This window comes from Deinococcus sp. JMULE3 (assembly GCF_013337115.1).
GTDB lineage: Bacteria > Deinococcota > Deinococci > Deinococcales > Deinococcaceae > Deinococcus.
The window spans coordinates 923,431-935,000 of record NZ_SGWE01000004.1 but is presented as its reverse complement, the minus strand read 5'-3'; the positions used below and the strand labels follow the sequence as shown (position 1 = coordinate 935,000).

The 11,570-nt window shown below is 68.1% G+C and carries 21 protein-coding genes (1 of these 21 running past the window's edge); all 21 read left to right on the top strand.

Annotated features, from left to right (window positions below):
• A protein-coding gene (gene rpsS, locus EXW95_RS07415) for a 30S ribosomal protein S19 (RefSeq protein WP_046843210.1) crosses the window boundary here: on the top strand, window positions 1–173 show its 3' portion. Its footprint begins 115 nt before the window's first position; the window shows 173 of its 288 coding nt (coding positions 116–288); the start codon falls outside the window, past its left edge; it ends in the stop codon at window positions 171–173.
• Window positions 170–568: a 50S ribosomal protein L22 gene (gene rplV / locus EXW95_RS07410; protein WP_081424521.1), complete on the top strand. Its 399-nt coding sequence runs from the start codon at window positions 170–172 to the stop codon at window positions 566–568. The genes rpsS and rplV overlap by 4 nt, the downstream gene beginning before the upstream one ends.
• The gene (gene rpsC / locus EXW95_RS07405) at window positions 568–1,314 is read left to right on the top strand and encodes a 30S ribosomal protein S3 (RefSeq protein ID WP_174366909.1); all 747 of its coding nucleotides are present in this window, start codon (window positions 568–570) and stop codon (window positions 1,312–1,314) included. The genes rplV and rpsC overlap by 1 nt, the downstream gene beginning before the upstream one ends.
• Window positions 1,314–1,739: a 50S ribosomal protein L16 gene (gene rplP / locus EXW95_RS07400; protein WP_046843208.1), complete on the top strand. Its 426-nt coding sequence runs from the start codon at window positions 1,314–1,316 to the stop codon at window positions 1,737–1,739. Before rpsC ends, rplP begins: the two co-directional genes overlap by 1 nt.
• Window positions 1,726–1,926, top strand: coding sequence for a 50S ribosomal protein L29 (rpmC, locus tag EXW95_RS07395; protein WP_046843207.1), 201 nt, complete (start codon window positions 1,726–1,728; stop codon window positions 1,924–1,926). Before rplP ends, rpmC begins: the two co-directional genes overlap by 14 nt.
• Window positions 1,923–2,207 carry a 30S ribosomal protein S17 gene (rpsQ, locus tag EXW95_RS07390; RefSeq protein WP_046843206.1) on the top strand — a complete coding sequence of 95 codons (285 nt, stop codon included), beginning with the start codon at window positions 1,923–1,925 and terminating at the stop codon, window positions 2,205–2,207. The genes rpmC and rpsQ overlap by 4 nt, the downstream gene beginning before the upstream one ends.
• The gene (gene rplN, locus EXW95_RS07385; RefSeq protein ID WP_022800312.1) at window positions 2,204–2,608 is read left to right on the top strand and encodes a 50S ribosomal protein L14; all 405 of its coding nucleotides are present in this window, start codon (window positions 2,204–2,206) and stop codon (window positions 2,606–2,608) included. Before rpsQ ends, rplN begins: the two co-directional genes overlap by 4 nt.
• 38 nt (window positions 2,609–2,646) lie before the next feature.
• Window positions 2,647–2,955 (top strand): 50S ribosomal protein L24, encoded by a 309-nt coding sequence (gene rplX / locus EXW95_RS07380; RefSeq protein ID WP_174368883.1) that lies wholly within the window; start codon window positions 2,647–2,649, stop codon window positions 2,953–2,955.
• A 95-nt stretch (window positions 2,956–3,050) separates the two neighbouring features.
• Window positions 3,051–3,590, top strand: coding sequence for a 50S ribosomal protein L5 (gene rplE, locus EXW95_RS07375; protein WP_046843204.1), 540 nt, complete (start codon window positions 3,051–3,053; stop codon window positions 3,588–3,590).
• Window positions 3,591–3,603: 13 nt separating this feature from the next.
• Window positions 3,604–3,789 (top strand): type Z 30S ribosomal protein S14, encoded by a 186-nt coding sequence (locus EXW95_RS07370; RefSeq protein ID WP_046843203.1) that lies wholly within the window; start codon window positions 3,604–3,606, stop codon window positions 3,787–3,789.
• Between the two features lie 378 nt (window positions 3,790–4,167).
• A complete protein-coding gene (rpsH, locus tag EXW95_RS07365) occupies window positions 4,168–4,569 on the top strand; it encodes a 30S ribosomal protein S8 (RefSeq protein WP_046843202.1) in 402 nt (133 codons plus the stop codon).
• Window positions 4,570–4,659: 90 nt separating this feature from the next.
• Window positions 4,660–5,217: a 50S ribosomal protein L6 gene (gene rplF / locus EXW95_RS07360; RefSeq protein WP_174366908.1), complete on the top strand. Its 558-nt coding sequence runs from the start codon at window positions 4,660–4,662 to the stop codon at window positions 5,215–5,217.
• Complete coding sequence (gene rplR, locus EXW95_RS07355) at window positions 5,217–5,555, top strand: 50S ribosomal protein L18 (RefSeq protein WP_046843200.1); 339 nt, start codon at window positions 5,217–5,219, stop codon at window positions 5,553–5,555. The genes rplF and rplR overlap by 1 nt, the downstream gene beginning before the upstream one ends.
• Entirely contained in the window at window positions 5,545–6,066 is a 522-nt protein-coding gene (rpsE, locus tag EXW95_RS07350; protein WP_081424520.1) for a 30S ribosomal protein S5, read from the top strand. Before rplR ends, rpsE begins: the two co-directional genes overlap by 11 nt.
• Window positions 6,063–6,230: a 50S ribosomal protein L30 gene (gene rpmD / locus EXW95_RS07345; RefSeq protein ID WP_174366907.1), complete on the top strand. Its 168-nt coding sequence runs from the start codon at window positions 6,063–6,065 to the stop codon at window positions 6,228–6,230. The genes rpsE and rpmD overlap by 4 nt, the downstream gene beginning before the upstream one ends.
• The gene (rplO, locus tag EXW95_RS07340; protein WP_046843197.1) at window positions 6,227–6,685 is read left to right on the top strand and encodes a 50S ribosomal protein L15; all 459 of its coding nucleotides are present in this window, start codon (window positions 6,227–6,229) and stop codon (window positions 6,683–6,685) included. The genes rpmD and rplO overlap by 4 nt, the downstream gene beginning before the upstream one ends.
• The gene (gene secY / locus EXW95_RS07335; RefSeq protein ID WP_174366906.1) at window positions 6,686–8,017 is read left to right on the top strand and encodes a preprotein translocase subunit SecY; all 1,332 of its coding nucleotides are present in this window, start codon (window positions 6,686–6,688) and stop codon (window positions 8,015–8,017) included.
• A 140-nt stretch (window positions 8,018–8,157) separates the two neighbouring features.
• Complete coding sequence (locus EXW95_RS07330; protein ID WP_174366905.1) at window positions 8,158–8,751, top strand: adenylate kinase; 594 nt, start codon at window positions 8,158–8,160, stop codon at window positions 8,749–8,751.
• Window positions 8,752–8,902: 151 nt separating this feature from the next.
• Window positions 8,903–10,255 carry an SWIM zinc finger family protein gene (locus EXW95_RS07325; RefSeq protein WP_174366904.1) on the top strand — a complete coding sequence of 451 codons (1,353 nt, stop codon included), beginning with the start codon at window positions 8,903–8,905 and terminating at the stop codon, window positions 10,253–10,255.
• Complete coding sequence (locus EXW95_RS07320) at window positions 10,245–10,517, top strand: hypothetical protein (RefSeq protein WP_174366903.1); 273 nt, start codon at window positions 10,245–10,247, stop codon at window positions 10,515–10,517. Before EXW95_RS07325 ends, EXW95_RS07320 begins: the two co-directional genes overlap by 11 nt.
• Window positions 10,514–11,563, top strand: a complete 1,050-nt coding sequence (locus EXW95_RS21150) for a DUF5691 domain-containing protein (protein WP_371810175.1) — start codon at window positions 10,514–10,516, stop codon at window positions 11,561–11,563. Before EXW95_RS07320 ends, EXW95_RS21150 begins: the two co-directional genes overlap by 4 nt.
• Window positions 11,564–11,570 lie beyond the last annotated feature (7 nt).

The following is an 11,570-nucleotide window of genomic DNA, read 5'->3' as shown; positions in this document are numbered from 1 at the left end:
CCATCGTTCCCGAAATGATCGGTCACACCATCGCCGTGCACAACGGCAAGCAGCACGTGCCCGTCTTCGTGAACGAGCAGATGATCGGCCACAAGCTCGGCGAGTTCAGCCCCACCCGCAACTACCGCGGCCACGGCGCTGACAAGAACGCCAAGGGGAGCAAGAAGAAATGACCGCTCCTGAATTCCGCAACAAGAAGCAGCGCAAGCAGAATGTCAAGCTGCGCACGCCCGGCAAGGCCATCGCCAAGTACGTCCGCATCAGCCCCCGCAAGGTGCGCCTGGTTGTCGACGTGATCCGCGGCAAGAGCGTCCGTGACGCCGAGGACCTGCTGCGCTTCATCCCCCGCGCCGCCAGCGAACCCGTCGCGAAAGTCCTGAACAGCGCCAAGCACAACGCGCTGCACAACGACAACATGCTCGAGGACCGTCTGGTCATCACCGCCGCGTACGTGGACGCCGGCCCGACCCTCAAGCGCCTGATCCCCCGCGCCCGTGGCAGCGCGAACATCATCAAGAAGCGCACCAGCCACATCACCATCGTCGTGGGCGAGAAGGGGAACAAGTAATGGGTAATAAGATCAACCCGAACGGCTTCCGCCTGGGCATCACCCGCACGTGGAATAGCCGCTGGTACGCCGGTAAGAAGCAGTACGCCGGTCTGCTGAAGGAAGACGAGAAGATCCGTAAACTCGTCGGCAAGAAGCTGAACGCCGCCGGCATCGCGCGCATCGAGATCGAGCGCGCCGGCCAGCAGGTCAACGTGATCATCAGCGCCGCGAAACCCGGCATCGTGATCGGCAAGGGCGGCGAGTCCATCAAGGAACTCCGCCAGGACATCGAGCGCCTCGTGTCCGCCGGGACCGTCGCCGTGAACGTCGCCGAGATCCCCAACCCCAACATCAGCGCGCCCCTGGTCGCCCTGCGCATCGCCGAGCAGATCGAACGCCGCTTCGCGTTCCGCCGCGCCATGAAGCAGGCCGCCCAGCGCGTGATGGAATCCGGCGCCCGCGGCGTCAAGATCATCCTGTCCGGCCGCCTCGGCGGAGCCGAGCAGGCCCGCACCGAGATGGTCCGCGAAGGCCGCGTGCCCCTGCACACCCTGCGCGCCGACATCGACTACGGCACCGCCCGCGCCGAGACCACCTACGGCAGCCTGGGCATCAAGGTCATGGTCTTCACCGGTGAAGTCATCGGCGGCAAGACCGAAACCTACGCCCGCCCCCAGCGCCGCAACGACGAGCGCCGCCGTGAAGACGGTGACCGCCCCAACCGCCGCCGCCCCGCCGCGCGGCGCCGCCCCGGAGGTGAGTGATGCTTCTTCCCAAGCGCACCAAGTTCCGTAAACAGCACCGCGGCCGGATGACCGGTGACGCCAAGGGCGGCGACTACGTCGCGTTCGGCGACTTCGGCCTGATCGCCCTGGAACCCGCGTGGATCAAGAGCAACCAGATCGAGGCGTGCCGCATCGTGATGAGCCGCCACTTCCGCCGCGGCGGTAAGATCTACATCCGCATCTTCCCCGACAAGCCCGTCACCAAGAAGCCCGCCGAAACCCGAATGGGTAAAGGTAAAGGCGCCGTGGAGTACTGGGTCAGTGTCGTCAAGCCCGGCCGCGTGATGTTCGAAGTGTCCGGCGTGACCGAAGAGCAGGCCAAGGAAGCCTTCCGCCTGGCCGGTCACAAGCTGCCCATCCAGACCAAGATGGTGAAGCGCGAGGTCTACGATGAAGCTCAGTGATATGCGTAACCTGCAGGCCGCCGATTTCGCCAAGGAAATCGACAGCCGCAAGAAGGAACTGATGGAGCTGCGCTTCCAGGCGGCCGTGGGCAACCTCGCCCAGCCCCACCGCGTCAAGCAGCTCCGCCGTGAAGTGGCTCAGCTCAACACCATCCTGAGCGAGCGCAGCAAAGGGGAGCAGGCATGAAGAAGACCTTTACCGGCGTCGTCGTCAGCGACAAGGCCGACAAGACCGTCAGCGTGAAGGTCGAACGCAAGTTCGCCCACCCCCTGTACGGCAAGGTCGTCACCCGCAGCCACAAGTACGCTGCGCACGACGAGAACAACGAGTACAAGATCGGTGACCGCGTCGAGATCATCGCCGTGCGTCCCATCAGCAAGACCAAGACCTGGAAGGTCACCAAGCTGATCGAGCGCCCCCGCGGCATCGAGACCACCGCCGTGGAAACCGAGGGGGGTAAAGCATGATCATGCCCCAGTCCCGCCTCGACGTGGCGGACAACAGCGGCGCCCGCGAGATCATGTGCATCCGCGTGCTCAACAGCGGCATCGGCGGCAAGGGTCTCACCACCGGCGGCGGCGGCAACAAGCGCTACGCCCACGTGGGTGACATCATCGTCGCTTCCGTCAAGGACGCCGCCCCCCGCGGCACCGTCAAAGCCGGCGACGTCGTCAAGGCCGTGGTCGTCCGTACCAGCCACGCCATCAAGCGTGCCGACGGCAGCACCATCCGCTTCGACAAGAACGCCGCCGTCATCATCAACAACCAGGGCGAGCCTCGCGGCACCCGCGTCTTCGGGCCGGTCGCCCGCGAACTCCGCGACCGCCGCTTCATGAAGATCGTGTCCCTGGCCCCGGAGGTGCTGTAATGCCCCGTCCCAGCGCTGGTAGCCACCACAACGACAAGCTGCACATCAAGAAGGGTGACACCGTCATCGTCCTGAGCGGCAAGCACAAAGGCAAGACCGGCAAAGTGCTGCTGGCCCTGCCCCGCGACCAGAAGGTCGTCGTGGAAGGCGTGAACCTCGTCACCAAGAACGTCAAGCCCAGCCCCGCCAACCCCCAGGGCGGCCAGGAACAGCGCGAGCTGGCCCTGCACGCCAGCAAGGTGTCCATCGTGGACCCCGAAACCGGCAAGGCGACCCGCATCCGCAAGACCATCGTGGACGGCAAGAAAGTCCGCGTGGCCGTCGCGAGCGGCAAGAACATCGACTGACCACTCCGGGCCGCCGCCCACCACCACCCGGTGGGCACGCGGCGGCCTGAGCGGCGCTCTCTGAAAAACTGGGAGACCGCTCGAAGGAACCCACCATGCAGCAACTGAAAACCAAGTACAACGAGCAGGTCCGCCCTGCGATGATGCAGCAGTTCGGCTACTCCAGCGTGATGGCCGTGCCCCGCATCGAGAAGATCGTCGTCAACGAAGGCCTCGGCAGCGCCAAGGAAGACTCCAAGGCGATCGACAAGGCCGCCAAGGAACTGGCGCTGATCACCCTGCAGAAGCCCATCGTCACCAAGGCGAAAAAGAGCATCAGCAACTTCAAGCTGCGCCAGGGCATGCCCGTGGGCATCAAGGTCACGCTGCGCGGCGAGCGCATGTTCGTGTTCCTCGAAAAGCTGATCAACATCGGCCTGCCCCGCATCCGTGACTTCAAGGGCGTGAACCCCAACGCCTTCGACGGCCGCGGCAACTACAACCTGGGCATCAAAGAACAGCTGATCTTCCCCGAAATCACCTACGACATGGTCGACAAGGTGCGCGGCATGGACATCACCATCGTGACCACCGCGAAGACGGACGAAGAAGCCCGCGCGCTCCTGCAAGCCATGGGCCTGCCCTTCCGCAAATAAGGACGGATGAACAATGGCTAACACCTCGAAAGTCGTCAAAGCTGCGCGCGGCCACAAGTTCGCCGTGCAGAACTACAACCGCTGCAGCCGCTGCGGTCGCGCCCGCGGGTACTACCGCTTCTTCGGCCTGTGCCGCATCTGCATCCGCGAGATGGCGCACAAGGGCGAACTGCCCGGCGTGAAGAAAGCCAGCTGGTAATCAGCTGACACCCCTCAAGGCCTCCCCACGCGGGAGGCCTTCTGCATTGGCCCGCGCGGCCATCCAGATGTGTGCGGCCCGACCTGGACTTGTGCGCCCCGACTTGTGGCGGCCGCCCAGAACTGATACACTCCCAAGTTGCCGTGCCTTGAAAGAGGAACGGACGCAGTGCCCCCCGGATACGAACCTGTCGCCTTGAGAGGTCATCGTCCGGTGGTGGTGAAGACCCAACAGAAGAGACGCGCCACCTTGTGGCCCCCGCTTCCACTTGGGGAGAATCGCGCCCGACCGCCAGCTTGCCTGGGGCCGGGCCACCTGCCGGGAGCAGGCCCCCACGCGGGGAACCAGCCCGGATCAACACCAGCCCATGGAGGCTACATGTTGAGTGATCCCATCGCCGATATGCTCACGCGCATCCGCAACGCGACGCGCACCCACAAGGAGACCGTGGACGTCCCGGCCTCCAAGTTCAAGGAGCAACTCGCCAAGCTGCTCGTGGCCGAAGGCTACGTCGCCAGCTACGAGCGCCTGCTGCCCGAAGGCCAGAAGTTCGACGTGCTGCGCCTGACCCTGAAGTACGGCGCCAAGCGCGAGCAGGTCATCAAGCACATCGAGCGCATCAGCCGCCCCGGCCGCCGCGCGTACGTGAGCGCCGAGAACCTGCCCCGCGTGCAGCGTGGCCTGGGCCTCGCCGTGGTGTCCACGAGCAAGGGCCTGCTGGCCGACCGCGACGCGCGCAAGCAGGGCGTCGGCGGCGAAGTCATCTGCGTCCTCTGGTAATCCCCACAGGGATTCCCGGCGCGCGAGCATCTCACCTGACCTCGGCCCCCGCACGGGCAGGCCGAATTTAAGGAAGAAGGAGGACAGACCATGTCCCGAATTGGCAAACAGCCCATCGCCGTCCCGAACGGCGTGACCACGAGCACCCAGGACGGCGTGTTCAAGGTCAAGGGCCCCAAAGGCGAACTGACCGTTCCCTACAACACCGAACTGACCATCAAGCAGGACGGCGACCAGCTGCTCGTCGAGCGTCCCAGCGACGCGCAGCGCCACCGCGCCCTGCACGGCCTGACCCGCACGCTCGTGGCGAACGCCGTCAAGGGCGTCAGCGACGGCTACACCATCAACCTGGAGCTCAAGGGCGTCGGTTTCCGCGCCAAGCTCGCCGGGAAGGCCCTGGAACTGACCATCGGTTACAGCCACCCCGTCGTGATCGAGCCCCCGGCCGGTGTCAGCTTCGCCGTGCCCGAACCCACCAAGATCGACGTGAGCGGCATCGACAAGCAGCTCGTCGGTCAGGTGGCCGCGAACGTCCGTAAGGTCCGCAAGCCCGACGCCTACCACGGCAAGGGTGTGCGCTTCGCTGGTGAGAAAATCAGCCTCAAGGCCGGTAAGGCTGGCGCCACCGGCGGGAAAGGGAAGAAATAATGGCTGCCCAGACTACCGTGCGCCGCAAGCTCCGCGCCCGCCGCAAAGTGCGGCAGGCCGCCGGAGATCGCCTGCGCCTCAGCGTGTACCGCTCCAGCAAGCACATCTACGCCCAGATCATCGACGACAGCAAAGGCGTCACCGTGGCTGCCGCCAGCAGCGCCGCTGTCAAGACGGGCACCAAGACCGACACCGCCACCGCCGTGGGCAAGGCCCTCGCGGAAGCCGCTCTGGCCAAGGGCGTCAAGAAGGTTGTTTTTGACCGTGGTCAGTACCGCTACCACGGACGCGTGAAAGCGCTCGCCGACGCGGCGCGGGAGGGTGGCCTTGACTTCTAACCGACGTAACGACCGTATGGACCGCGAAAGCAGCGAATTCGAAGAGAAGATGCTGTTCGTCAACCGTACGAGCAAGACCTACCAGGGCGGCCGCCGCTTCCGCTTCGCTGCACTCGTGATCCTGGGCGACCGTAACGGCCGCGTGGGCATGGGCATCGGCAAGGCGAAAGAAGTGCCCGTGGCCATCGAGAAGGCCAAGAGCATCGCCCGCAAGAACATGATCATGGTGCCCGTCGAGAACGGCACGATCCCCCACGACATCGTGGGTGTGAACAGCACCAGCCGCGTGCTGCTCAAGCCCGCAGGCCCCGGTACCGGCGTGATCGCGGGCACCGTGCCCCGCTCGATCGCCGAACTGGCCGGCATCACCAACCTGCTGTCCAAGGAACTGGGCAGCCGGAACAAGGTGAACGTCGCCTACGCCGTGTTCGACGGCCTGAAGAACCTCCGCACCGCCAAGCAGGTCCGTGCCCTGCGCGGCGAGGTGCAGCCCACCGGAGGCGCCCAGTGAAAATCACCCTGAAGCGCAGCGTCATCGGTCGCCCTGGCTACCAGGTGAAGACCGTTCACGCGCTCGGCCTGAAGAAGATCGGCCAGACCCGCGAGGTCAGTGACACCCCCGCCGTCCGCGGCATGGTGAACACCGTCAAGCACCTGCTGGAGGTGCAAGAATGAAACTCCACGAACTCAAGCCCAACGCCGGCAGCCGCAAGAACCGCAAGCGCGTCGGTCGCGGCCCCGGTGGCACCGACAAGACCGCCGGTCGCGGTCACAAGGGCCAGAAGAGCCGCAGCGGCGCTGGCAAGGGTAGCTTCTTCGAAGGTGGCCGCAGCCGCCTGATCGCCCGCCTGCCCAAGCGCGGCTTCAACAACGTCGGCGTGACGTTCGAAGTCGTGAACCTGGCGCAGCTGGCGAACATCGAGGACGCCACCATCGACCGCAACGTGCTGGAACTCGCGGGCCTCGTGCGCCGCAAGAACCGCCCCGTGAAACTGCTCGGCAGCGGCGACATCGCCCGCGCCGTGACCATTCACGTGGACGCCGCCAGCGAAGGCGCCGTGAAGGCCGTGGAAGCGGCCGGCGGCAAAGTCATCCTGCCCGAAGCGAACGAAGCCGAGAAGGCGGAGTAAATGCTTCGCGCCTTCCGCGACGCGTTCCGGATTCCGGACCTTCGGCGGAAGATTGTCTTCACCCTGCTGCTCCTCGCCGTGTACCGGCTGGGGAGCAGCATTCCCACACCAGGGGTCAACGGCGCCGCACTGAGCGACGCCACGAACAGCAGTCTGTTCGGGCTGATCAGCATGATCTCGGGAGGCAATCTTTCGCAGTTCTCGATCTTCGCACTCGGCGTGCTGCCGTACATCACGGCCAGCATCGTCATCCAGCTGCTGACCACCACGCTGCCCCCACTGGAGAAACTCTCCAAGGAAGGCGAGGAAGGCCGCAAGAAGATCAACCAGTACACCCGCTACGCCGCCGTGGCCCTGGGCACCTTCCAGGCCGCGTTCTTCGCGTCGTACATCAATGCCAACCCCAGCTTCCTGGCGGTCGGCTGGGAACCGGGCCTGTTCACCATTCTGGTGATGGTCCTGACCCAGGTGGCGGGCATCGCGTTCACCATGTGGATCGGCGAGCGCATCACGGAAGTCGGTGTCGGCAACGGCATCAGCCTGATCATCACCAGTGGCATCATCGCCATGTACCCGCGTGAGATCGCGCTGACCGCGCAGCTCGTGCGGGAATCCGCGGACGCGCCCTGGCTGCTGCGCATCGTGGCGTTCGTCGCCGTGATCCTCGTGACCATCGCCGGGATCGTGTACGTGTACCAGGCCGAGCGCCGCGTGCCCGTCACGTACGCCCGCGCGCGTGGCGGCGCGGCCGGTCAGGCCCGCAGCGCCGGTCAGGCCACCTGGCTGCCCATCAAGGTGAACCAGGCGGGCGTGATCCCCGTGATCTTCGCGTCGGCCATGCTGATCATTCCCAACCTGATCCAGCAGGGCACCGCGACCCGCGCGCCGGGCGTGAGCAGCTGGATCGCCACGTACCTGACGTTCGGACAGCCGCTGTACATCGCGCTGGAAGCCCTGCTGATCTTCGGCTTCACGTACCTGTACAACAGCGTGCAGTTCGATCCGAAGCGCATCGCGGAGCAGCTGCGCGAGGCCGGGGGCTTCATTCCCGGCGTCCGCCCCGGCACGCCCACCGCGGAGTTCCTGGGCACCATCAGCAGCCGCCTGAGCCTGTGGGGCGCCATCTTCCTGGTGATCCTGACGGTCATGCCGCAGTTGGTGCAGAAGGCCACGAGCATCACGACCTTCCAGTTCAGCGGCACCGGTCTGCTGATCATCGTGGGTGTGGCGCTCGAGACCCTCAAGCAGCTCGAAGCGCAGCTGACGGTCCGCCGCTACGACGGGTTCATCAGTAAGGGCCGCATCCGCGGCCGCATGAACCGCGACAGCTGACCCCAGCCCTGACGCGCGCCGCCTTCCCAGCCGGGGGGCGGCGCGTTTCCTGTTCCCCCACTGGGGACAGCTGCCGCCTGGGCAGGGCCGCCCCAACGGCACCTTCAGCCTCTATGCTGGGGGGTGAACGGAGGACTACAGTGACTCAACCCAAACACAACGTCGTCATCTTCCTCGGGCCTCCCGGCGCGGGCAAGGGCACCCAGGCGGAACGACTGGCGCAGGACAAGGACCTCGTCAAGATCAGCACCGGCGACATCCTGCGCGACCACGTGGCGCGCGACACCGAACTGGGCCAGCAGGTCAAACCCATCCTGGACGCCGGGCAGCTGGTGCCGGACGGCATCCTGATCGCGCTGATCCGCGACAAGCTGGCGAGCATGGACGCCGTGCGCGTCATCTTCGACGGTTTTCCCCGCACGACCGCGCAGGCGAAGGAACTGGACGTGCTGCTGGAGGAACTCGGCGCGCCCGTCAGTGCCGTGCCGCTGCTGGAGGTGCCGGATCAGGTGCTGATCGACCGGATCGTGGACCGGGGCCGTCAGGCCGCCGCGCGCGGCGAGGCGGTGCGCAGCGACGACACCGAGGAAGTCGCCCGCAAGCGTCAGGAGATCTACCGCGAGCAGACCCAGCCGCTGATCGACTACTACAGCGCGCGCGGCCAGCTGACCCGCGTGGACGGCGTGGGCAGCATGGATGAGGTCTACGGCCGCATCCTGGGCAGCATGAAGTAAACGCGGGTTCGAGAGGGGCGGGTGGTTCCGGCTGAGGCTGGAATCCCCGCCCCCTTCATTTGGCCGCAGGTGCGCTCAAGTCGGCCCGCTTGAGGCGGATGGGGGAATGCACTACATTACGCTGGCAGCGTAACGGCTGGAAGGATGCCCCATGACGCCCACCCACGACCCCATCCTGACCCTGGCCCCCGACGCGGGCAGCGTCGCCAGCGCCCGCAAACTTGCGGTCCCCGGCAAGTGGCCCGACCTGCACGCCGGACCCACCCACCTGTGGGGCCACTGCCAGGGCAGCGGCACGCAGCCGTACCTGACCGGCGTGGACCGCAGCGGCCCCGACGCCCCGGCCTTCAAGTGCTCCTGCCCCAGCCGTAAGTTTCCCTGCAAGCACGCCCTGGCCCTGCTCCTCCTGCACGAAGCGCACCCGCAGCACTTCGGTACGGACCCCGCACCGGACCCCATCCGCAAGTGGCTGGACGGCCGCGCCGCGAAACACGCCCCGTCCGACTCCAGCCCAGCCGACACCGACCCGGCAGGGGAGACCCGCAGCGGCCCCGACCCCGCCGCGCAGGCCAAACGCCGCGCCGCCCGCGAGAAGAAAGTCAGCCTGGGCCTAGACGCCCTGCAGACCTTCCTGAAGGACCTCGTCCGGGACGGAATCGCGCAGGCCGCCGCGCGTCCCTACAGCGACTGGGACACCCAGGCCGCCCGACTCGTGGACGCCCAGGCGCCCGGCGCCGCGCGACTGGTCCGGATGATCCCCGAAGTTCTGCCCCACCCGGACCGGCTGCTGGCCCACCTGGCCTGCCTGCACCTGCTGACCGAGGCGTGGCCCCGCCGCGACACCCTGAGCGCCGCGCAGCAGGCCGACCTGCGCGCCGCGCTGGGCTTCCCGCTCGACAAGGCCGCCACGGTCGCCGCCGGGGGCACCGACACCCGCTGGCTGGTCCTGGGCCACACCGTCAGCGACGAGGAGCACGTCCGCACCCGCCGCACCTGGCTGCACGAAGGCGGCACCACCGCGCTGCTGCTGGATTTCGCCGCGCCCGGCTGGCCCCTCCCGCCCGCCCTGCCCGCCGGAGGCAGCGTCCGCGCCCGCCTGAGCCCCGCCCCCGGCACGGTCCCCCAGCGGCACGTCCTGGACGGCGAGGCCACCCGCAGCGCCCCCGCCCCCCTGCCCGCACCCGTCACGCTGGAGGGGCTGCTCGACGCGCACGGCGCCGCCCTGGCCCTGAACCCCTGGCTGGAGCGCACCGCGCACCACCTCGGCCCGGTCACGGTCCACCCGCCCGCGCGCGAAGGCGACCCCTGGCGGGCCGGGGACGCACGCGGCAGCCTCCCGCTGGGCGGGAGCGACACGGCCCGCCTCACCCTGCTGGCCCTGGGCGGCGGGCACCCGCAGACGTTCACCGCCGAATGGGACGGGCAGAGCCTCACCCCCCTGTGCGCCGGGCAGGACGGCACCCTGCACCCCCTGGATGAGCCGGAGGACGAGTATGCCTTCTGACCTCCCGGCCCTGCTGAGCGCCGCGCTGATCGGCACCGAACGCGCCCCCCTGCCCACCCCCGGCCCCGACGCCACCGGACAGGCCGCCGCGCGCATTAACCGGGACGACCCGGCAGGCACCCTGCTGGCCCGCGCCGCGCTGCTGACCCTCGCCGCGACCGCCGGACGGCAACCCGACCCGCCCGCCCCGCCCCCCACCCTGCCCCCAGCGACCCGCGCCCGGAAGCCCCGGCCCGCGCCGCGCGGCACCTCCCGCACCTGAACGGCGCGCTGCTGCACGAGTGGCTGACCCTGTGCGACACGCACGGCTACCGCGTCCCAGCGCTGCACCTGCCGCGCCTGCTGACCCTCGCCACGCAGGACCGCAGCCTGCGCCTCCCCCTGGCCCGCGTCCTGGGCGAGCGGGGGCGCTGGCTCGCGCACCACGCGGACATCCCCGCCCTGGCCCACGCCGACGCACCCGACGAACCCATCTGGGCCGCCATGAGCGACACCGACCGCGACACCCTGCACCGCGTCCTGCGAGCCCTCAACCCCGACGCCGCCCGCCACCTGCTGCGCGCGCACTTCGACACGGAACGCGCCGCCAGTCGCAAACGCCTCCTGAGCGCCGTGCTGGACACCCTGAGTCACGACGACCACACCCTGGAACCCCTGCTGGAGGGTGCCCTGGACGACCGCAGTCCCGACGTGCAGACCCTCGCCCGGCAGACCCTCCAGCGGCTCCCGCACAGCACCCTGAACGCCCGCCTGGCCGAGGCGCTGCACGACCCCAACGTTATCCCCGGTCCACGCGACGGACTCCGAAACGGTGCGGGCCGACTCGAACGACTCAGCCACGTCCTGCGGCACGCCCACCCCGCCGCGCTGCTGCACGCCACGCCCGGCGGACCAACGGCCCTGATCACCCTGGCCCGCGACTACCACCTCCTCGACGACCTCATCGCTGGTACCCTCACGCACCGGCACCAGCCCCTCGCGCAGGCCCTCCTCGCGCACGCGCCCACCCCGGCCCTGCGCGCCCTCAGCGACCCGGCCCGCACCCTCCAGAGCGGCCTGCACGACCGCGACCCCGACCTCATCCTCGCCGCCCTCGCGCACCACCCCACCCCCTTGACGCCCGACGACAGCCACGCCATCCTCACCCTCCTCCAGGACACCCTCCGGCACATCGACCACCCCTACCAGTGGCCGCAACGCTGGCGCACCCTGCACGACCACGCCCACCACCTCCACCCGACACCACGCCCCCCGCACCCCTGCCACCCGACGCCCCCCACCACGCCCAGAGTGTCTGGCACGACCTGATGGGCAC